Raw genomic sequence first — 19,842 nt, 5'->3', positions numbered from 1 at the left:
TCAGGAGCCGGGGCAGGCTTCCTTGTGCGGGACCGCCATCGGCACCACCCGGATGGCCGCCCCCGCGATCGCCGCGTTCCCCACCCGGTCCTGCCCCGCCGCGAACGTCGAAGCCAGATGCGAAGGCACCGTTTTCGACGAACCGTCCATCGCCGTCTTCGCCGACTGAGCGTTCCCGACCACCGCCGGCACCAGCACCAGCTTCTTCTTCCCCTTGTCCGCGGCCGAAGCGACACTCAGCTCCTGCGCCGTCACCGGCACCGCGGGCTTGGTCTGCGGAGGCATCAACTCAGGCATGCGCACTCCCGTTTTCGGTCAGAAGCCCAGCATACCGGCCCAGCTCGGCCGGGCGGAACAACCGCGCCTCGCGCTGGAACTGCCGCGATACTCCCCGCACCACGTGCCGCATGCCGATCGACGACGACACGCTGTCGGCCGCCGACAACGCCGCCGTGCGGGCGGCCGACGCGATGCCCGCTCCCGTCATGTCCAAGCGGCACAACACGTCCACGTCGACGTCCGGCGACAACGGCGCCTCGGGCGGGAACGCCAGCTCCCACAACCGGCGACGCTCGGCGAGACCCGGCCGCGGGAAGTGGACCACGAAGTGGAACCGCCGGGTGAACGCCGGGTCGATGTTCTCCTTCAGGTTGCTCGTCAAGATGATCAGGCCATTGCTCGCTTCCAAGCGCTGCAACAGATACCCCACCTCGAGGTTCGCGTAGCGGTCGGTTCCCTGCTTGACCTCCCCGCGCTTGCCGAACAGCGCGTCCGCCTCGTCGAACAGCAGGACCGCGTGGCTGTCCTCCGCCTGCCTGAACACCTCCTCCATGTTCTTCTCCGTCTCCCCCACCCACTTCGACACCACCTGCGCCAGATCCACCTTCAGCAGCTCCAGGCCGAGCATCCCGGTGACGACCTCCGCCGACATCGTCTTGCCCGTGCCCGGCTCGCCGGTGAACAGCGCCTTCACCCCGCCGGTCGAGGCGCGGGCGAAACCCCAGGACTCCGCGATGCGGGGCCACGCGCGGAACGCCGACGCGATCTCGGCCACCTGGCTCATCTGGGCCTCCGGCAGCACCAGGTCGTCCGCCGTGCGGCGCGGGGTGATCGACTGCACGACGCCGCTGGTACGGCCTCGCGTCACCGTGGCGATCGCCGGCTCCACGTGATCGGTGACCGGGTGGCCGTCGCCGGACAGGCGCGCGCCCGCGTCGGCCACCGCGGCCACCGCGCGGAGCTCGCCGCCGCTCATGCGGTAGCGGGCCGCCAGGTCCGTCAGCACCTCCGGATCCAGCACCGGGAACGCCGACGACCACATCTCCCGGCGCTCCGGGAAGTCCGGCGCCGGGATCGTCAGCTCCGCGTACGTGCGGGTCGCCAGCAGTTCGGGCGGGCGCCACGGGTTCGTGCCGGTCAGGCACAGCGGCACGCCCGATCTCACCAGCGCCTCGTCGAAGTCGCGGTCCGCCGGCAGCCACAGGATCGCCTTCAGCGCCGCGGCGATCCGCAGGTCCCGCGCCACGTCGGCGGTCACGCGCCGCAGGGGCCGGCCGGCCGCCGCCGCCAACGCCCGCGCCGCGTCCGCTTGGCTGTCGGGCGGGCACCCCCACAGGCCGACCACGTCGACGTCGCCCGCGGCCAGCGCGCGGCCGAGGGTGCCCAGCCGCGCCGACTCCAGGTACGGGGACGCCACCTGCCGCACCGGGCACGTCACCTCGCCGGGGTCGTGGCCGAGGATCCCGACGTCGCCACCCCAGCCCATCAGGTACTCGAACACGCCGCCGCCCAGTGCCAGTTCCCGGGCCGGCTCGCTCGGCGCCTCGCCGTACGCGCGCAGCAGGCCGTAGCGGCGCAACCGGCCCGCGGAGCCCAGCGCCCGGCGCACCGCCAGACGGTCCGCCGGCGTCTCCGCGACCACGGTGACCAGCAGCTCCACGCACGGCGCCCGCCGGTTCAGGTTGTCCACCACGTACGCGTAGACGCGCTCGTAGCCCGGGTCCAGCTCCGGCGCGGCCACCAGCAGCAGCGCGTCCTGCTCCACCCGGGTCAGGCCGTAGCGGGTCGCGAGGGCGTCCAGCGGCAGCGTCACCCCGCGGGCCGCGGCCAGGCGCCGGAGGTGCTGCTCGGACTCCGGGTCCGGGCGCGGCGCGGACGGCGGCTCGGTCATCGCCTCGGTGAAGGCGTCCACGCGGTCGAGCAGCGCGTCGACCTGCTCGTCCGTCACGCAGAACGGCGTCAGGTCCGGGCGCGTCAGCACCGCCGCGGCCGCCGACTGGCGGGCGACGGCGGCCCGCAGCGCCTGGTGCAGCTCCGCCAGGCGCACCCGGAGGTGCTCGACCGCCAGTCCGCTCATCTCAGCCACCGGAGAAGGTCAGGGTCCGGCCGGCCAGCCAGACCACGTTCGGCACGTCGGTGAGACCGCCGCCGCGCCACAGGTCGGTGTGCCGGCGGCCCAGGGGGATCTTGACGCGCACCGCGTCGCGGGTGAACCGCACGGTGGCCTCCAGGTCGGCGAACCGCGTCAGCGCCAGCACCGGTGTCTCCCCGCCCCACAGCTGCCAGGCGATCATGCCCAGCGACAGGGACGCCGCAAGCGCGACGCTGTGGTCCAGGGCGTGGTCCCCGGCCAGGGGCACCGACCGGCGGCCGGCGAACAACGTCCGCGCGAGGTCGTCCAGGCGCTCGGCGGGCAGCTCCGCCGCCAGCCGGGGTTCCACCCCGCCGGTCGTCCACAGTGGAGTCCTCGACCGCAGCCGGGAAAGGGGGTCGTCGCGCAGCGGGCGCGCGTCGGTGAGGAACCGGACGCCGGCCGCCGCCAGCTCCCGCAGGCACGTCGGCGGGAGCGGGCTGTCGCGGACCAGGACGGGTGGCCGTCCGCACGCTTCCCAGTGCGGCAGCAGTTCGTCCACTGTGGACGTCCACGCGATCGGGAACAGGCCCTGCGCGTCCACCAGCAGCAGGCCGTCGTCGACCCCTGTGACCAGCAGCGGAACGGCGGGATCGTGGCCACGGCACAGGGACAGCGCCAGCACGCCGTCCAGCACCGGCAGCGCGGGACCGACCCGCCGGGCGAACGCGGTCAGGTCCGGCGTCTCCGTCAGGCCCGCGAACGTCGCGGCCGTCGTGTCGTCCTCGGGGGTTCGCCGCCAGCCCCGTTCCGGCGCGCCCAGGACCTGGTACGCCAGCGCGGCGGCGAACAGCGGGGCGTCGCCGAGCAGGTCCACACCGGACAGTGCCGGGCCGATCGCGTCCAGGTAGCCGGTCCGCGCCAGGGGGCCCGCCAGGAGGAACGGCAGCACCGAGCCGACCCTCGTCTCCCCCGCCGGCCTCGGGACGGCGGCCCGTTTCCCGCCCAGAGGCGCGGTCGTCCGCTCTCCGGCTTCCGGCGAACCCAGCAGCCCGAGAAGCTCCGCGCGTGTCGTGGGTGGCGTCGGGAGAGCCAGCCGGCGAGCCAGCTCCGCCGCCAGCCCGGCGACCGGTCCCGCAGAGATCACCGGTTCGCCGTCGAACTCGGCGAGCAGTGCGGCCAGGTACGTCCGCACTGCTTCCTCGGGGAGCAGGGCGAGCAACGCGGCCAGCTCGTCCCGGGCGGCGAGCTCCTCGAACAGTGCGGCCGCCGTCGGGGCCGGTGCGTCCGCGGCGAAAGACGGCAGCTCGAGGGGAGTGTCCGTTGTAGACACTTCAGCCGACGACTCGGCGGTCACCGGCACCGGTGCCGGGACCAGGCCGGGCAGCGGGTTCTCTCCCGCCGTCCGCTCGAGGACGAGGCTCGCCGGCACCAGACCGCCTCCCCCGCGCGCGGCCAGCCGGACGGACAGCCGCACCGGCTCGGTGATCTCCAGGTCCGGCCCCTCGCCCGTGACGTACTCGCCGAACTCGGCCGCCAGCAGGTCCGGCAGCGCGTCGAGCACCCGCTGGACGAGACCCCGGGGGTCGGGCCCCCAGCTCCACCCCCCGCGCCGGACCACGCGCACCGCGCAGCGGTGCACGACGATCTCGCCGGCGGTGGAGGCACTCACGGCTTCTCGACCTCTTCCAGCCGGCCGGCCCAGCCCGCCACCAGCAGCAGCACGGCGTGCGGGCCCGCGCTCACCGTGACCGGCAGCGACACGTGGTCGGTGTCCTTCGTGATGGTCCCGGTGACCGGCAGCGTGTCCTGGCCTTCGGCGACCAGCGCGAACACGGCGGTGTCCTGGGCCGGGTTCGCCGGCAGCTTGACCAGCAGCCCGGCGGCGTCGAGCCTCGGCGCGTCGGGCAGCTCGGCCAGTTTCGCGAGCGCGGGCTTGGGCGGCTGATCCTTCGGCCGGACGACGCCGTACGCCAGCGGGTCGACGAACACCTCCGGCTGGTCGTCCGCGTCGTGCACGGCCAGTTCCCGCCCCGCCAGCGACAGGGTCGCCGGGCCCAGGCGGACCGGCAGCGCGGCACCGACCAGCGCGTCCGCCGCCGGCACCGGGATGTCGATCGCCTTGACCGCGCCCACCAGGACTCCGGTGCTCGACTCGTACACCGCGAAAACGCCCACCCTCAGCCACCCCCACTCGTCGCCGCGACCGTTGCCAGTACCAGGAAGTCGACCGCGCCCGGCAGTTCGGTGACCGCCGGACCCGCGCCGGGGTCGTAGAACCGCAGCCGGCACCGGACCCGCCGGTCACCGTCCACAGTGGTCTCGGCCGGGACGGTGAGCCCCGAGTCGGACGGCGGCACCCGCGGGGTCACGTAGACGTGCAGCGACACGCGGCCGTCGGCGACCTCCTCCGGCGTCACCCCGGCGGGCAGCGGCAGCACCATGCCGTCCGTCGCGCTGCCGGACGTCGCCAGCACGCTGCCCGCGGAGATCCGGCCGGAGAAGCTCCCGGCGATGGTCAGGTTCCCGTTGGCCTCCACCGTCAGCAGCGGGTCGACGTCGCCGGTTCCCTTGTACAGCCCGTAGACCAGCGTCGGAGTGTCCGATCCGGACAGTACGAGCGCGGGCTTGCCCTCGGCGGCCGCGGGCTGGGTCCGCAGGGACAGCGAGCCGGACCGGGCCGACACGGTGTCCGCGCGCACCCCGACGAACCGCGGGCCGACCTCCCTGGCTTCGGTGACCGCCGCCGTGAAGTGACCGGCGGTCCACCGGACGAAGCCCAGCAGCACCAGCCACGGGACGGGCGGGGCGGCCGGGGCGGCGTTCACCGCGGGCGGCCGCTGATCGGCCACCAGCCGCTCATCGCCGAGCCGCCGGAAGAGGATCTGGTAGGACTCCTCGATGCGGGTGGGCCCGGCGGAGCCGGCGCACGACGTGGGACCGGTGGCCTGCTGGGCCCGGTCCGCGGCGGTGAGGAACACCGGGTACGGCTCGGGCGTCGGCCCGTCGGCGCCGTTGACGGCCTCGAAGTCCGCCTCCGACAGCACGACCGGCGCCGGCACCACGATCTCCCGGCCGGTCCCGTCGACCGCGAGCCCGGCCTGCACGCTCACCTCGACGAAGCGGGCACCCGTCACCGGGTCGGTCCGGTTCTCGGTCGTCAGGGCGAGCCCGTCGGCGATGCCCCACTCGTGCGACAGGCGCGCGTGCCGGACGGCCGCCGCACGGGCGTAGGCGACGGTCGCCGCCAGGTCCGCGGCGGCGAGCACCTGCCCTTCGCGGAACTCCGGGCGCAGCGGACCGGTCACGACGACTCACCCGACCGCGGCTTGCGGGCGGTCCCGCCGCTCCGGCCCGGCGACGACCGGGTGCGCCGCGGCGGCGGCTTCGGCTTCACCGTCTCCTCCTGCGCTTCCTCCGGCTCGGGTTCCGGTTCGGCGGCGGGGGCGCTCTCCAGTTCCGACAGCCGGTCGGACAGCCGGTCCGGCAGTTCCTCCCGGACCTGGGAGACCTGCTCCCGCGCGGTGTCCAGCTGTCCCCGCAGCGCCTCGACGGTCGCGATCAGGTCGCTCACCTGCCCCCGCAGCGCGTTCATCTCCTGCAGGCTGTCGGTGACCTCGGCCGGCACCGTGTACACCTGCTCGCGCACGGGCTTGGGCACGGTCTCCCCCGGCGCCGGCGTCACCAGGAGGTCCCACATGTGCTCCAGCGGGCCCCGCTGCCGCCACTGCTCGAGCAGCTTCGGCACGTAAGCCCGCGGGACGGGTCCGGACACCGGCACGCCCGGCGGCTCGTATACCGGCGTCGGCTGACAGCACACCTGCTCGGCGAGGTGCCGCAGCTGGTAGAGCTTCGGCAGCCATTCGCCGTACGCCGAGCCGCCTGGCAGCACCTGCTCCCGGGTCGCCGAGCACACCCGCACGACGTCGCAGCCGTCCAGCTCCAGGTGCGCGAGCAGCACGTCCTCGTCGGTGCAGTCCACACACGGCGGGTTCAGCGTCGAGCAGGCCGCGTCGGTGACGAACCGGCGCACGTACGTCGTGAGCTTCCCGGCGGCGTTCGCGAGCAGCCCCAGGTCGGCGATCGTCAGGCGCTGCGCGGAGTCCGGCTCCGGGATCGGCAGCGGCTGCGGGATCGCGACCTTGCGGACGTCGTCGTGCAGCAGGCAGTCGGCGACGCCGGACACCCGGTCCAGCCGGCCGAGCAGCCACTCGCGGATCCGCACGAGATCGGCCCGGAACTCCGCTTCCAGCACGTTGTCCAGCGGAGTCCCCTGGGCCAGCAGCCGGACCTCGATGGGGGCGCTCGGATCGGGTTTCACGATCCGGCTCGCGGTCTCGGCGACGACGGCCAGCGCGACCGCCCGGTGGGCCGGGTCCGGCCACACGTCCTCGGCCTTCGTCCGGCCCAGCAGGTCGCACGCCGTGCCGAGGGCTTGCCGGGCGGTGTCGATCTCCCCCAGGTTGTGCTCGGTCCGGAGCTTCTCCTGGCCCGCGGCGTCGTAGGTGTCGTACCGGGCGATGGCACTCGCCAGCGCCCGCACGGACTCGGTCCACTGCCGGGCCAGCGGCGGCTGCGGGACGCCCTCGATGTCCCGCAACACCAGCAGGTTGTCGGCGTACCGGACGGCGTCGGCCTCGTCGAACCCGAACGTCCGGGTGGACGCCGTCCCGGCGACCGACATGGCGTCCACGTAGTGCCCGAGACGACGGCTCAGCAAGCGGACGTGCTCGTAGGCGTCCTTGTCGCCGATCTGCGCCAGGAGCTTGGTCGCCGGGTTGTACCGGTGGTCGTCGGCGGTGTCGCACTTGACGACGAACCGGAAGCCCTCCCGGACCCGCGAGGGCACGCAGCCCGGCGCCGGGCACGGCTCCTCGGTCGCGAACGGCGCGACCGGGTCGGCCATGGTCTCCTCGTACCGCACGAAGAGCCCGTAGTGCCGCTGGTCGTCGTCGCACGGGTCGCCGCACGCGACGCCCGGCGAGGACACCCGCAGCTCCCGGACGAGCGCCTGTACGTCCACCTTTTCTTTGCAGGACAACACGATGTCGTTGCCGCAGCAGTCGAGGGCGTGCCCCGGGTGGACGGACACCGTCCCGCCGGCGCACGAGTCGCACGTGACCTCGAGCCCGCACACGACCCCCGGGCCGGACACCATCCGGTTGTGCAGCCGGTCCTTCCCGGCCACGTAGTCGGTCAGCAGGCCGAGGTCGTCCTCGGTGAGCAGCTGGCCGGCGTAGAACCGCGGCCGGACGAACGCGGCGGGGAAGGCGGGCGCCCCACCGCACCCGCACCCGCAGTCAGGCTTGCTCATGAACGCTCCTCGGTGACGAAGAACCAGCTCTCGAAGACGTCCCCGCCCGCGCCGGTGCCCGACGTCCACGGCCCGATGCCCGAGGGCGGCACGAGGCAGCCGGTCGGGTCGGGCTCCGGCTTCGGGTCGTGGCCGTGACCCGACTCGGTCTCGGTTTCGGCGCCGGACTCCGTCTCGGCATCGGCCGTCACCTGGCCGGTGAAGGGCACGCGGCCGCCGACGTTGGTGCCGTCGACCGGGCGGCAGCAGTGGTCGAGGATGAACGCCGCGCGGACCGTGATCAGCACGCGGTCGCCGTCCTGCAGCGTCTCGCGGGTCGTCTGCCGGTAGCGGAAACGGTCGGTGAACTCGCCGTCCTTGTCGGTGGGTTCCTCGAACCTCCCGCCCATGTACCAGGTGTCGGCGTTGCGGCCGGCGCCGCCCTCGATCACCTGGATCTCCACGACGCCCCGGCGCAGGCTGTCGACGCGGACGCCGTCGGAGAACTCGACGACCAGGCCGCCCGAGTTCTTCTGCGTGCCGAGCAGCTCCTTGGCCTCGTTCACGGTGTAGGTGTGGCCGTGACGCCAGTTGACGCCGGTGATCACCGTCGGCACGCGGCGGCCGAAGAAGCGGCGGACATCCAGGTGGATCTGGTCTTCGCGGACCGGCTCGCCGAAGTCGACGTCGTCGATCCGGGCCAGCCACAGGACTTTGTGCTCGCACGGGGTGCAGCAGGTCTCGCAGCGCTCGTCCTTCGGCGGCGTCTTGGTGGTGACCCGGACGCAGTAGCTCTCTTCGGTGTAGCCGAAGTCGCAGTCCGAGGTGTCGGCGCAGGCTGAGTTGAACACGGTCCGCGTCGGCTCGACCGCGCGTTCGGTGTACTCGACGCCGACCCACACCGTCCCGCCGGTGCGTTCGTCCTCGTGCAGTGCTTCCCACAGGTCGATCGAGCAGCTGCCCGGCACGACCACCTCGTTGCCGTCGCAGTCGACGCCGAGCCCGCTGGTGATGCGCACCTTGGCCTGGTGTTCGTGCTTCTCCTTGTCGTCCGCCGTCGGGGCGGGTTCCACGAACAGCCCGCACACCACGCCGTAGCCGAGCAGGCAGCGCATCCGCAGCTTCAGCTTCTCGCGGAAGTACTCCTGCTCGCGCTGGAAGTCGCGCGCGGTGAGCAGCCTGCCGTGGAAGTACCGCAGCCGGCGGAAGGGCTGTTCCTCTGTCGTTGCCTCGGTCATCTCTCTTCTGTCCTCTCAAGACACTCGCGTGTGGACCCCGACCGCGGACACCACGCCGACGGTCACGCCTCGACGTGCGCCGCGGGGCCCGGGTCTCAGTACTCCGTCGTGGTTCAGGCGCACGGTTCCCACCACGGGCGGCGGCAGCGGGACGAACGCGGTGTCCACGCCGACCGCCGACCACGTGCCGACGACGAACCCCGCCCCGCCGGCGCGCACCGATCCCCTCGTGTGCGCGGGCGCCTGCCGGGCCATCAGGCGCCGCACCGCGTCCTCGTCCGCGGCGCCGGAGGGCAGCAGGACCCGGAACCGGTGGGCGTGCTCGGTGAGGGGATCGGTGTCCGGGTCGCCGAACGCCCGCAGCGGCGTCGCGCCCAGCGTCGAGGTGCCGAGCCGCAGCCGCGACGACGAGCGGCCGAACAGCCGCACCGAGCCCAGACCACGAGCGGTCGCCGGGGCCGGCGACGTCACAGTCGCGCGCACCTGGGCCCAGTGGCGGTCACCGGCCAGTTCGTCGATGACCGGCTCGACCCCGAAGACGATCTCGATCGCCTCCTTCAGCGCGCCCGGGGTGCCGCGCCGCCGGTACAGCCGGGGCGCGGCGGCGATCAGCTTCCGGCGCGTGCCGGCGTCCCAGCCGGCTTCGAACGACAGGCCGAGCAGCCCGGCCAGCCACGGCAGCGCGGCGTCCGGCACGCCGGCCGGGTCGAGCAGCGCGGGGTAGCGCTCGATGACCCGGTCGATCTCGGCGACGCTCGCGTCGAACAGCGACAGGAACCGCTCGGTGAAGTCGTCCGCGGCGGGGTCCTGCCGGAACGCGGCGGGCAGGAGGTCCGCGCTGGTGGAGCGGGGGAAGTCGAGCCGGATCCGGTGCAGCACCGGGGTCGCGGCGGAGTCTCCCGACAGGCGGGCGCGCAGGGTGAGGTGACGCCCGGGCGGCTGGTCGACGAGGAAGTCGGTGACGCCGGCGGGCGCGGTCTGCCAGTCGCTCCCGGCGAACCGGTCGTCCTCGGACACCACGACCGACACCGACACCGCCGTGCCCGCCGGCACGTCCGCCTCGACCCGCACCCGGTGCCAGCGGCAGCGCGAGATGCCGCTGTCGATCAGGTGCGTGGTGAACTCGCCGTGCGTCACGTACCGGCCGGCCTCGGGCGCCGGTTCCTCGCGCGGCTGCCCTTCCCAGTCGTAGCAGGAGGTGACGTCGCCGTCCGGCCCCTTCTCCCGCAGGCAGAAGCCGTCGTCGCCGGCGCTGACGAGGCTGCTCGGCGGCAGCGCGGCCGCCAGCTCGTCCACAGTGGACTCGCAGTGGTCCCGGTAGATCCGGAACCGGCCGTTCTTCTCGGTGAGCAGCCAGATCGTCCGGCCGGGTCCGGTGCGGATCCCGACGATATGGCCCCGGACACTGGTCCGGATGACCTCGCACAGCCTCCCGTCGGCGCCGTACCGCCAAAGCCGGTCGCTGCCGGCGCGGGCCACGAGCACCTGCTCGTCCGGCCCGAGCGCGACGACGGTGGCGTCGCGGTGGCGGATCACCGCGGCCAGGTGGTCGCCCTCGTTGCGCCAGACGAAGACGCGGCCGGAGTCGGCGACGGCGATCCGGTGCCCGCGCGCGGCCACGGCGACCGGTTCGTTCAGCAGCCGGGGGTCGCAGCGGCGGGGCCAGACCGGCAGCCAGCCGCCGGCGCAGGTGTCCCGGCGCAGCACCCGGTCCCCGGCGAGCAGGTACCAGCCGCACGGACGGCAGCCCGGCGCCAGGCGCGGGTCGGGGAACCACGGCAGCAGCTGCGCGCGCGTCGGGCCTTCCGGGGACGCACCCTCGTAGGCCAGCCGCACGCCGGCTTCGTCGGTGAACCCGACGACGTCGGTCACCGCGGCTTCGTCCCACCCGACGACGTCGTCGAGGAGCCGGAAGGTGACGGTGGTCGGCGCGCAGGTCATGACTCCTCCACCGGGATCAGCAAGGGGCGTTCCGGCCAGACGAGGTCGTCCGGCGGGATCGCGTGGTCGGTGCACGGCGGCAGGCGCAGCCCGTCGGCGGTGAGCGAGAGCCCGGACACGGCGAGGACGCCGTCCACGGCCAGGAGCCGGCGCACGAGCGCGGTGTGCCGCACCGCGCCGCCGAAGGGCCAGCCGCCGCCGTTTTCGCCGCCGCGCAGCGGGTCCAGGTAGGTGGTCACCGCGTCGGCCGCGCGCGCGAGAACCGCGGCCCGGTCCTGGTCGGCGTCGAGCACGACCCTGGCCTCGACCGCGATCCGCCGGAACGCGACCGGGCCGGTGACCACCGTGACCCCGGCCGGTGCCACCTCGCGGCTCAGGAAGCCGGCCACCGCACGCAGGGTGGCGGCCGTCGGCACGGGCGGCTCGGTGCCGCCTTCGTCGATCGGCGGCACCACGAGCACGCCGACGACACCCGGGATGGGCGCGCCCGGGAAGTCCGGGTGCAGGCCCGGCACGCCGTTCGCGCGGGCGATCGACGCACCCGGCGCGCGCAGGGCCAGCAGGCCGTAGTCGGCCGGGGCGACGGCGCGGCCGCGGGAGCGCAGCTCCCCCACCCCGCGCCGCACCACGTCCGCGTCCGGCTCGGCGTCGGCACCGCCGGTGGCGGGGAACGGGTTGTTCACGCCGGTCACGAACGGCCGCGCGGTGACGACGCCGTTGACCGCGCCGGCCGCCACGGCACCCGTCCGGCCGCCGCCGACCCGGTACCGGACGGCCCGGACGTTGCGGAAGCCCGGCGGCACGGGCGCGCCGGTGACGCCGTCGCCGAACGTGACCACGCCGGTGTCGTAGTCGACCGCGAACACCCGGTCGTCCGGACCGTACGCGGCGAGGCTCGGGACCTCCTGCCACCGCGACGCGCTGTCCTCGGTCGTCCCGAAGAGGTCGACGCCGGGGTCGTCGTCGACCTCGATCACGACGCTGCCGGCCAGGATCGGGACCTGGCTCAGCCGCAGCTGCCGCCGCTCGGACGGCGTCGCGGGATCCTGGATCGGTTCCAGAGGCTCGTCGAAGATCGTGTGGGCGGCGGTCGCGGCGACCGTGTTCAGCCGCAGGCCCGAGACGAGCGGCGGAGCGACGGCGAAGAGGCCGTGCGCGATCTGCAGCCGCAGCCACCGCAGCGCGGGCCCGGGCCGGGCGGTCGGCGGCCGGCCGGGTGCCCAGGTGCGCGGCAGCCGCAGCTCGATCGTGCCGCTCGCACGCAGCCCCTGGGTCTCGTCGCGGGTGACTTCGGCGGGGACGAACCGGCCGCCGTCCAGGACGTCCCAGCGCAGCAACGGCTGGGGCTCCAGCGGCAGCGGGGTGAGCCCGCCGGCGGCCGCGGGCGTCGGCGGCGCGGCCGCGATCACGAAGCCCAGCGACAGTGAGGGGAACGGGCTCGCGGTGCCGTCGAGACCCAGCCACAACGCGTTGCCCGGCTGCGGCTCGGCGCCGAACGGCGCGAAGGGTCGGCCGGGCCCGTTCGGCCCGAGCGGGACCGGCTCGAGCGCGCCGCCGCGCTGGACCGCGAGCACGCCCAGGGTGGCCGGGGTGGCGTAGAGGTCCTGGTCGGTCTCGTAGAGGACCTGGTCGCCGCCGGCGCCGGACGCGGCGGCCTGGAACCCGGCGGGGACGAGCACCGACGCGCCGTCCGGCGGGGCCACGGTGAACTCCAGCAGCGCGGCGGCCGCGGTCGCCGGCCGGCGGCGCACCCCGGCGGTGTTCAGGTGCTCGGCGAGGACCTTCTCCGGCAGGCGGTCGACCCGGGCCAGCACGGGCTCGGCCTGGGTGCCGAACAGCCGCACGAGGGCGACGCCGGCGTCCTGGCGGTCGGGGTTGGTCCAGTCCGGGGTGTAGCCGGGAACGCGATCGCGCACGGCGGCCCGGACCGCTTCCCGCGTCGCGTCGACGAGCTCGGGCTGCACCCCGGACGGCCCGGAGCCGGGCACGATGCGGGCTTCTTCGGTGGCGTCGCGCGCCCACCAGACGTCGGTCACAGCAAGCCCTCCCCCGGCTCGACGGCGGGCACGACCCGCGTGCGGACCTCGCGGACCGCCGGCAGGTCGCCGGCGCGCAGGGGCACGTCGTCGCAGGTCTCCGCCGGTTCCGCGCCGTCGACGCCGATCGCGACGGCGGTGACGTCCGCCAGGTCGCCGAGCGCCTGCTGCGCGGCCCGCAGCAGCGCCGAAGGCCGCAGTGCTTCGCCGAACGGCCAGCCCGTTTCGTCGTCCCCGCCGGTCAGGGGGTCGAGGAAGCGGCGCAGCGCATCACCGACCACAGTGGACACATTCGCCCGGTCGGCCGGCGTGCCGGACAGGTCGGCCCGCAGCCGGACGTCCCGGTACGCCGGGGCCCGCACGAACACCTCGGCCGTCAGCAACCGGGCTTCCGCCAGCCGGCCGGCGACCGCGCACAGCAGGCCCGGATCCGGCTCGGGCGCGACGGACTCACCCGGTGGCACCGACGGGACGACGTGGACCGTCACCGCGCCGGGCACCCGCGCGCACGGGAAGCCCGGGTGCTCGCCGACCGCGGCGTAGGCCCGGCCGACCGCCACCCCCGGCGTCGTCACGGCCAGGGTGACGAAGTCCTCGGCGGTGACGGCCCTGGTCACCTCGCCGAGCGCACCCGCGGCCCGGTCACGTGCCTGCGCCACCGTTTCCGGGTCCTCACCGCCTTCGGCCTGGACCAGGTTCGCGGCGCGCACCGGCGCCTCGGCCGTGACGGGCAGCCAGTTGCCGGTGAGCCCGCCGTTGCCGTCGCGCCCGCCGCCGATCGTGTACTCGACCCGCACGTCGCCGGCCGGGCGCGGGATCCGGCCGGTGAGCCCGTCGCCGAACACCAGCGCGCCGTCGCGGCGGTCCAGCAGGAAGATCCGGTCCCGCGAGGCGCCGAAAGCGAAGTCCACCACCGGTTCCCACTGCTCGCCGGCCAGCCGCAGGCACGCGGTGAGCAGGCGGTCGGCGGCGTCCGGCAGCACGAGCCGCTGGCCGGGCAGCTTCAGCCAGTCCTCGACCTGATCCGCGAAGCCGGTCTCCGTGCGGCACTCGCGGTGGCGGGCACCCGAGACGTTGACCGCCAGCCGCAGCAGCCGCGGCGGCGACGCGTAGGTCGCGGCCGGGGTCGACACCAGCAGCCCCCGGTGCGCCGTGGACCAGCCGGCCGGGGGCCGCAGGCGCACCACCCCGGACCGCCGCAGCCCGCCGGTGCCGTCCTCGACCTCTTCGAACGCCCCGGAAGCGTCGCCGCCGGGCCGGAACCACGACCACGTCACGGCGGCGGGTGGCGCCACGCCGGACACGGCGAGCGGCGACCAGGACGGCGGCACCGCCGAGTCGAGCTCGACCAGCAAGGACAGCCAGCCGGACGGGGAGTGGGCCCCGGCGAGCGGCACCGTGAAGCGGGCCGACGCGGCCGAGCCGTCGGCGGCCAGCAGCGGAACCCCGCGGCGGGCGAGCAGGTCGGCGGTGCGGTCGCGGTCGGTGAAGACCGTCACGTCGCCCTCGACCGGGAACGCGGTCACCTCGTCGTCGAGGGTGAACCGGATGGCCGCGGCCGGGTCGCGGGCGAAGACGGTCCCGGCGGGCACCACGACCGGCTCCGGCGATTCGGTCGTCACCGCGAGGACGGTCGCCGCCGGCTGCGCGGATCGCGGCGGTTCGAGGCCCAGCAGCTTCAGGATCGCGACGACGAGCTCGTCCGGGGCCTGGTCGAGCCAGTAGAGCCGCTGCTCCAGCAGGTACGCGAACAGCTCCAGCAGCGTGACGCCGGGGTCGACCGGCGCGTGCAGCGTCCAGGTGCCGCCCGACTCGGCCGGGATGCGGCGGGTGACGGCCGCCATCAGGTCGGCCCACGTCAGGTCGTCGAGCTTCGGCACGGGCAGCGTCATGGCGTCGTTCCCGTCAGGCCGAGGTAGAACGGGAACACCAGGTTGGCCTTGGTGTTGGTGCGCCGGATCCGGTACTCGATCGAGACCGTGACGCGGGATTCGTCGGCCGGGTCGGCCTCGGCGAGGACGTCGGCGAGCTCCACCCTCGGCTCGAAGTCGCGCACCGCGTCGCTGATCGACCGTTCCAGTTCGCGCAGGTTCTGCACGCTGCCGGGCGCGAACACCGACTCGCTCACCTTCGTGCCGAGGTCCGGGCGCATCACGCGTTCGCCCGTCGCGGTGAGCAGCAGCGCGCGCAGGCAGTGCTCGATGCTCGTCTCGCCGACGGCGTAGGCGAGCCGGCCCGCCTCGTCGGGCAGGATCGGGAACCGCCAGCCGGTGCCGAGGAAGGGTTCGGTCACGTCGCCTTCACCTTCTTCGCGAGCACGGACGGCGGCAGGGGCGTCGCGGGACCGGTGGCGCCGCCCGGCGCGGGGTGGGTGTGCTGGACGAACGCCTGCAGCAGCGCGTTGCCGAGCACGACCGGCTCGGTCGAGCTGCCGCCGAGGTCGATGGCATCCGACTTGACGGTCACCTTCGCCGCCTCGAGGGTGATCTCCCCGCTGTCCTTCAGCACCACCTTCGCGCCCGAAGCGGTGCTGATGGTGATCTCCTTCTCCTTGTCGTCGAAGAGGATCCGGTGCCCGGCCTTGGTGCGGATGATCTTCTGGTCGCGGCCGTCCTTGTGCGCGGCAGGCGGTTTCTTCTTGCCGTTGTAGAGACCGCCGAGCACGTAGGGCTGGCGCATGTCGCCCTGGAAGAACGCGACCAGCACCTCGTCGCCCACCTCGGGCACGAACACCGAGCCGTAGCCGGCGCCCGCGTACAGCTGGCCGACCCGGATCCAGGGACTGATCGACGCGCCGCCGTCCAGCCAGTAGTACTTGACCCTGACCCGGCCCTCGTCGTCCCCGTCGTTCTGCACGACCTCCGCGGGCGCGACGCCGTAGAAGCGCTGGTCGCTCGCCATCGCGCGGGGCATCGCCGTCATTTCTTGTCCCCCTGGAAGATCTTCCGGCCGGTGAACGTCGTGAAGAAGCCGCTCGAGTTGAGCGCGTGCTCGACGCGTTTGACGAAGTAGGTGCCGGAGAACCGCTTGCCGAGGCCGAAGATCTCCAGGTTGTCCCCCGGCCGCAGCTCCGGCAGCCCGGCCACCCGGCCGGTCGCGGTGATGAACTCGTAGGCCCGCTCCCGCAGCAGCGCGATCGCCAGCTCCTTGGCCTCCTCCTGGCTGAGCACCGGAGCGTCGACGATCACCTCTTGCCGGCCGCCCGCCCCGCTTTCGGCCGCCTCCGGCCCGCTCTGCCCGTCGGCCGAGTTCTGCCCGCCGGGCAGGTCCTTCGCGGTCGCGACGTACTCGATCGGCTGCGCCTTGACCGGGTCCCAGCCGTGCACGGTGAGCTTGCTGACCTGGTTCGAGACGGTCATGGTCGGGGTGAAGTCGAGGAGGTTGGGCACCAGGCCCGCCGGCTGCCCGCTGGGCCCGGTGGCCAGGCCCGGTGCGTAGGCGAGGCGGAACAGCCGGATCGGGCGGCTGTCGCGGCCGTCGGTGGGCTTGACGAAGTAGAGCGTCTGCTCGCCCGTCCGCGGGTCCGGCAGGATGTAGCAGTCGAAGTCGATCCGCTTGGCCCGCTCCATCAGGAACTGCGCGTCGGACTGGTTCTTCTGCACCACGAGGTCGTGCCTCGGGCCCTCGTGGGTCGTGACGAACGCCAGCTTGTTGCGCCGCGCGATCTGCTCGGCGATCTCCCAGTCGGTCTTCCCGACGAAGTTCTTGTCCTCTTCCTTGGTGGGCTTGCGGTCCTTGAGCGCGAGCATGCCGTCGACGCAGGTGATCGAGACGGTCGGCGACGCGCCGTCGGGGAACTTCGGGGCGAGCGAGCTGATCGTCCCGGTCCCCACGGTCAGCAGCTTGTCCGCGTAGCCGAGCCGGACGGAGACGCGCGTGCCGATCTGCAGCTTCTCCGAGTCGCTGTGCTTGAACTTCAGCGTGACGTCGTCCCAGTTGTTGAGCTCGAGGTCGAAGCCGGACATCTCGTCGAGGTCGCGGTGCACCTTGACGTCGAGGATGTCGTTCTTGGTCGTCGGGTCGGCCTGGAGACCGTCGACGACGACCTCGAACCCGGGCGCGTAGCGGTCCGGGTCGGCGATCTCGGGCCGGGTGCCCGCGGGCGCGGTCATCGCACGCCTCCTCTCACGGCAGCCGGGGCACGGTCAGCACCAGCCCCGGCTTCAGGTCGCGGGGATCGGAGATCCCGTTGGCACGCGCCAGTTCCCGCCACGCGTCCGGGCGCCGGTAAACGGCGGCGGAGATGCGGTCCCACGTGTCGCCGCGGCGCACGACGTAGCTCTTCTCCACCGTCGGCGACGACCGCGGCGGGTCGTTGGCCTGCTCCTTCGCCGGCCGGTACTCTTTCAGCGTGAGGTCGAGCTGGGCCCGCAGCGGGACGCCGTTCTTGGCGAACAGCACGTAGTTGACGTCCAGCTTCTCCAGCACGCCCCGGAACACCGTCCTGTCCCAGACGAACTTGACGATCGGCGGCGCGTGCAGGGTCTCCTGCGGCCGCATCAGCTTGCGGATGTTGTCCACATAGGACTTCCGGACGTCGTCCAGCGTGTCGGACGTGTCCACCAGCGCCTGGACCGACAGCGACTCGCTGCCGCCCCGGATGTACTGGATGGGCGGGGTTTCGAGACCGGGGATGGTGATCTCGGCGAAGGTGTTGCTCTTGCTCAGCTTGTACTCGGTCGGGTTGAACTTCAGCGGGATCCGCTTCGGCACGTTCTGCGGGTTCTCCGGCTGCTCGATCTCCAGGTGCGCGTCGGCGCCCTGGCTCACCAGCGAAAACGGGGTGACGCTCACCGGCCGCCTCCCGTGGTGCCGAGCTTGCGGTCGTTGTCGCTGCGCTCGGCCCGCGCGCACTCTTCCTCGTACAGCCGTGCCCACGCCTGGATGTGTTTGTTGAACAGGCGGGCGAACAGCGCCCCGTCGTCGCCTTCCACCTGGAAGCGCACCTCGAGGTTGTGGATGATCAGGTTCTTGGGCACGCTGTGTCTCCTCAAAGCGGCTCTCCTAGAGGACGGCCGTCAGGCCCTCGTGGGCGATTTCCAGTGACTCGATCGCGACCGCGTTCTGCTCGGCGTGCAGGTCCGGGCCGGTCCACTTGGCGGCCAGCCCGCCGTGGAAGATCCACGACTTCGCGGGCAGGCCGGCTTCGTCGAGCATGATCACGGCGCCGTCGCGGCGGGCGCCCAGCGAGTCGTGCAGGCCGGTGTCGTACCAGGACCACAGGAGCCGGTCGCGGACGACGCCGCGCTTGAGGGTGATCGGGTTCCACGAGTGGCGCAGCGGCAGCCGGTGCACCGAGTCGTTGCGGCCGCCCTCGGCGTAGGTCACCACCTCCAGCTGCGCCCCCATCCCGGTGACCTCCTGGAACGCGCCCGCCGCCACCGCCGGCAGCAGCAGGGCCTGCGCCGGCGGCAGGTACACGTCCGCCGGCGCGAGCGTCACGAGGAAGCGGAACTTGGTCAGCGGCTCGTTCAGCGCGAGCAGCTGCTCGACCGGTGTCGTCACTGCTCGATCACCTCCAGGCCGCGGTCCTGGCCGAGCACGAGCCGCAGCGCGATGAACTCCATGGGCACGGCCGGCGCGACGCCGATCTCGCACACGACCTGGCCGGGGTCCTGCTCCGGCGGGTTGTTGGTCTCGTCGCAGACCACGCGGAACGCGTCCTCCGGCCGGCTGCCGGCGAGCGCGCCGGTGCGGAACGCCTCCAGCAGCACCGAGGTGATCGCGCGGACCAGCGACAGCCGCAGCTCCGGCGAGTTCACCTCGAACACCAGCGGCGCGGCGGCCCGCCGGATGGCCCGCACCAGCAGGTGCAGCAGCCGGCGGTGCGCCACGTAGCAGCGGCGCGGGTCACCCGAGAGCGTCCGCCCGCCCCACACGACGAGACCGCGGCCCCGCATGCAGCGCACCAGGTTTACGTTCGCTTCGAACAGCCGGGCCTGCTGCGCCTCCGGGTACTCGACGTCGAGGTCGACGGCGTCCAGCAGCGTGGCGTTCGCCGGGGTTTCGGCGGCGCCCCGCTCGGTGTCGAGCCGCGCGACCAGCCCGGCGACGTGCCCGGACGCCGGGACGGTCCGCAGGCCGGGCCCGGCGAGCGAGGGCGCCCGCAGCGGCGGGTGGTACACCGCCGCCGCGGCGAGCAGCGCCTCGTCGCCGAAGTCCGCCAGCGCGCCGACCCAGGCAAGCACGTCGTCCACTGTGGACACCGAGGGCGGCACGTCCAGCAGCACCAGGCGGTCCAGCAGCGGGGCCACCGCGGCGAGCAGGGTCAGCACCAGGTCCGTGTGGCCGGTCCCGGCCAGGTCGGCGCCGAGGTCCGGCAGGGCCACCAGCGCCGGCTCGGGCAGTTCGGCCTGCGTCACCACCGCGGCCGCGTAGTCGTCGCGGCCCGGCGGACCGTCCGTGCCGCCGTCGAGCGTCAGGTCCCACGACCGCGAGATCGGCCCGTCCGGCGGGATCGGGTCCGCGGTGCCCACCGGGACGACCCGGATGAGGTGCGACGCGGTGAGCCGGTCGACGACCTCGCCGGGCGCCATGCCGGCGAAGATCTCCGCCGGCTCGCCGGGCACCAGCACCCGCACGGTGACCGTCGGCGGGCCCGCGACGCTGCTCGCCCGGTACCGCACGGTGACCCGGCCGCCGTTCGCCCACGCGCCGGGACTCGCGGCCACCACGCGGAAGCCGTCCGTCCACAGTGAACTCGCGGGCTCGGCCGGCCCGGAGACCCGCAGCACCCATGCCGTCCGGCCCTGGTTCTCGAAGAACCCGCGCAGCGCGTACGGCGTCGCCGAGGTGCCGTCGGGCGGGCCGAACGCGCCCACGACGTCGTTCCAGCTCTCGACGCGCACGGGCCGGCCGACGGGGCCGCGCCGGGTGCGGCCGAGGAACACGGCCACGTCCGTGCGCAGCGGCTCGTCCGCCGGGGCCGCACGCTCGAAGGTCAGGGAAACGCCGGGTAGCGCCGCGCTGGTCATCTCTGCTCTC

Annotated in this window: 17 protein-coding genes; all 17 read right to left on the bottom strand. The window is 73.9% G+C overall.

Going from position 1 to position 19,842, the window contains the following annotated elements; genetic code table 11:
- The 17 genes from ACZ7OU_RS27395 to ACZ7OU_RS27315 are packed head-to-tail and all read right to left on the bottom strand — an operon-like array spanning position 1 to position 19,832.
- On the bottom strand, positions 1 to 297 hold the full coding sequence (locus ACZ7OU_RS27395) for a hypothetical protein (protein WP_470257299.1): 297 nt from the start codon (positions 295 to 297) through the stop codon (positions 1 to 3).
- A complete protein-coding gene (locus ACZ7OU_RS27390) occupies positions 290 to 2,356 on the bottom strand; it encodes an ATP-binding protein (protein WP_470257298.1) in 2,067 nt (688 codons plus the stop codon). The genes ACZ7OU_RS27395 and ACZ7OU_RS27390 overlap by 8 nt, the downstream gene beginning before the upstream one ends.
- 1 nt (position 2,357) lies before the next feature.
- On the bottom strand, positions 2,358 to 4,022 hold the full coding sequence (locus ACZ7OU_RS27385; RefSeq protein ID WP_470257297.1) for a hypothetical protein: 1,665 nt from the start codon (positions 4,020 to 4,022) through the stop codon (positions 2,358 to 2,360).
- The gene (locus ACZ7OU_RS27380) at positions 4,019 to 4,528 is read right to left on the bottom strand and encodes a hypothetical protein (RefSeq protein ID WP_470257296.1); all 510 of its coding nucleotides are present in this window, start codon (positions 4,526 to 4,528) and stop codon (positions 4,019 to 4,021) included. Before ACZ7OU_RS27380 ends, ACZ7OU_RS27385 begins: the two co-directional genes overlap by 4 nt.
- 2 nt (positions 4,529 to 4,530) lie before the next feature.
- Entirely contained in the window at positions 4,531 to 5,658 is a 1,128-nt protein-coding gene (locus tag ACZ7OU_RS27375; protein ID WP_470237224.1) for a hypothetical protein, read from the bottom strand.
- A complete protein-coding gene (locus ACZ7OU_RS27370; protein WP_470257295.1) occupies positions 5,655 to 7,664 on the bottom strand; it encodes a hypothetical protein in 2,010 nt (669 codons plus the stop codon). The genes ACZ7OU_RS27375 and ACZ7OU_RS27370 overlap by 4 nt, the downstream gene beginning before the upstream one ends.
- Positions 7,661 to 8,881, bottom strand: a complete 1,221-nt coding sequence (locus ACZ7OU_RS27365; protein ID WP_470257294.1) for a hypothetical protein — start codon at positions 8,879 to 8,881, stop codon at positions 7,661 to 7,663. Before ACZ7OU_RS27365 ends, ACZ7OU_RS27370 begins: the two co-directional genes overlap by 4 nt.
- 15 nt (positions 8,882 to 8,896) lie before the next feature.
- A complete protein-coding gene (locus ACZ7OU_RS27360; RefSeq protein WP_470257293.1) occupies positions 8,897 to 10,822 on the bottom strand; it encodes a phage tail protein in 1,926 nt (641 codons plus the stop codon).
- Positions 10,819 to 12,858 carry a putative baseplate assembly protein gene (locus ACZ7OU_RS27355; RefSeq protein WP_470257292.1) on the bottom strand — a complete coding sequence of 680 codons (2,040 nt, stop codon included), beginning with the start codon at positions 12,856 to 12,858 and terminating at the stop codon, positions 10,819 to 10,821. The genes ACZ7OU_RS27360 and ACZ7OU_RS27355 overlap by 4 nt, the downstream gene beginning before the upstream one ends.
- Complete coding sequence (locus ACZ7OU_RS27350; RefSeq protein ID WP_470257291.1) at positions 12,855 to 14,750, bottom strand: baseplate J/gp47 family protein; 1,896 nt, start codon at positions 14,748 to 14,750, stop codon at positions 12,855 to 12,857. The genes ACZ7OU_RS27355 and ACZ7OU_RS27350 overlap by 4 nt, the downstream gene beginning before the upstream one ends.
- Positions 14,747 to 15,151: a GPW/gp25 family protein gene (locus ACZ7OU_RS27345; RefSeq protein WP_470257290.1), complete on the bottom strand. Its 405-nt coding sequence runs from the start codon at positions 15,149 to 15,151 to the stop codon at positions 14,747 to 14,749. The genes ACZ7OU_RS27350 and ACZ7OU_RS27345 overlap by 4 nt, the downstream gene beginning before the upstream one ends.
- Positions 15,148 to 15,780, bottom strand: coding sequence for a phage baseplate assembly protein V (locus ACZ7OU_RS27340; protein ID WP_470257289.1), 633 nt, complete (start codon positions 15,778 to 15,780; stop codon positions 15,148 to 15,150). The genes ACZ7OU_RS27345 and ACZ7OU_RS27340 overlap by 4 nt, the downstream gene beginning before the upstream one ends.
- Positions 15,777 to 16,970: a phage late control D family protein gene (locus ACZ7OU_RS27335; RefSeq protein WP_470237232.1), complete on the bottom strand. Its 1,194-nt coding sequence runs from the start codon at positions 16,968 to 16,970 to the stop codon at positions 15,777 to 15,779. The genes ACZ7OU_RS27340 and ACZ7OU_RS27335 overlap by 4 nt, the downstream gene beginning before the upstream one ends.
- Positions 16,971 to 16,983: 13 nt before the next feature.
- Positions 16,984 to 17,652 (bottom strand): CIS tube protein, encoded by a 669-nt coding sequence (locus ACZ7OU_RS27330; RefSeq protein WP_470257288.1) that lies wholly within the window; start codon positions 17,650 to 17,652, stop codon positions 16,984 to 16,986.
- Positions 17,649 to 17,837, bottom strand: coding sequence for a putative phage tail protein (locus ACZ7OU_RS27325; RefSeq protein ID WP_470237234.1), 189 nt, complete (start codon positions 17,835 to 17,837; stop codon positions 17,649 to 17,651). The genes ACZ7OU_RS27330 and ACZ7OU_RS27325 overlap by 4 nt, the downstream gene beginning before the upstream one ends.
- Positions 17,838 to 17,862: 25 nt before the next feature.
- Positions 17,863 to 18,363: a phage tail protein gene (locus ACZ7OU_RS27320; protein WP_470257287.1), complete on the bottom strand. Its 501-nt coding sequence runs from the start codon at positions 18,361 to 18,363 to the stop codon at positions 17,863 to 17,865.
- Positions 18,360 to 19,832, bottom strand: a complete 1,473-nt coding sequence (locus tag ACZ7OU_RS27315) for a phage tail sheath family protein (RefSeq protein WP_470257286.1) — start codon at positions 19,830 to 19,832, stop codon at positions 18,360 to 18,362. The genes ACZ7OU_RS27320 and ACZ7OU_RS27315 overlap by 4 nt, the downstream gene beginning before the upstream one ends.
- Between the last annotated feature and the right edge of the window lie 10 nt (positions 19,833 to 19,842).

The sequence above is a fragment of the Amycolatopsis sp. NPDC114505 genome (assembly GCF_055633615.1).
This window is presented reverse-complemented; position numbering and strand designations above follow the sequence as displayed.

What these genes read in the sequence shown, in the direction of transcription:
- ACZ7OU_RS27395 (WP_470257299.1), bottom strand. Translation starts at nt 297, where the DNA reads ATGCCTGAGTTGATGCCTCCGCAGACCAAGCCCGCGGTGCCGGTGACG.
- ACZ7OU_RS27390 (WP_470257298.1), bottom strand. Translation starts at nt 2,356, where the DNA reads ATGAGCGGACTGGCGGTCGAGCACCTCCGGGTGCGCCTGGCGGAGCTG.
- ACZ7OU_RS27370 (WP_470257295.1), bottom strand. Translation starts at nt 7,664, where the DNA reads ATGAGCAAGCCTGACTGCGGGTGCGGGTGCGGTGGGGCGCCCGCCTTC.
- ACZ7OU_RS27365 (WP_470257294.1), bottom strand. Translation starts at nt 8,881, where the DNA reads ATGACCGAGGCAACGACAGAGGAACAGCCCTTCCGCCGGCTGCGGTAC.
- ACZ7OU_RS27360 (WP_470257293.1), bottom strand. Translation starts at nt 10,822, where the DNA reads ATGACCTGCGCGCCGACCACCGTCACCTTCCGGCTCCTCGACGACGTC.
- ACZ7OU_RS27350 (WP_470257291.1), bottom strand. Translation starts at nt 14,750, where the DNA reads ATGACGCTGCCCGTGCCGAAGCTCGACGACCTGACGTGGGCCGACCTG.
- ACZ7OU_RS27340 (WP_470257289.1), bottom strand. Translation starts at nt 15,780, where the DNA reads ATGACGGCGATGCCCCGCGCGATGGCGAGCGACCAGCGCTTCTACGGC.
- ACZ7OU_RS27335 (WP_470237232.1), bottom strand. Translation starts at nt 16,970, where the DNA reads ATGACCGCGCCCGCGGGCACCCGGCCCGAGATCGCCGACCCGGACCGC.
- ACZ7OU_RS27315 (WP_470257286.1), bottom strand. Translation starts at nt 19,832, where the DNA reads ATGACCAGCGCGGCGCTACCCGGCGTTTCCCTGACCTTCGAGCGTGCG.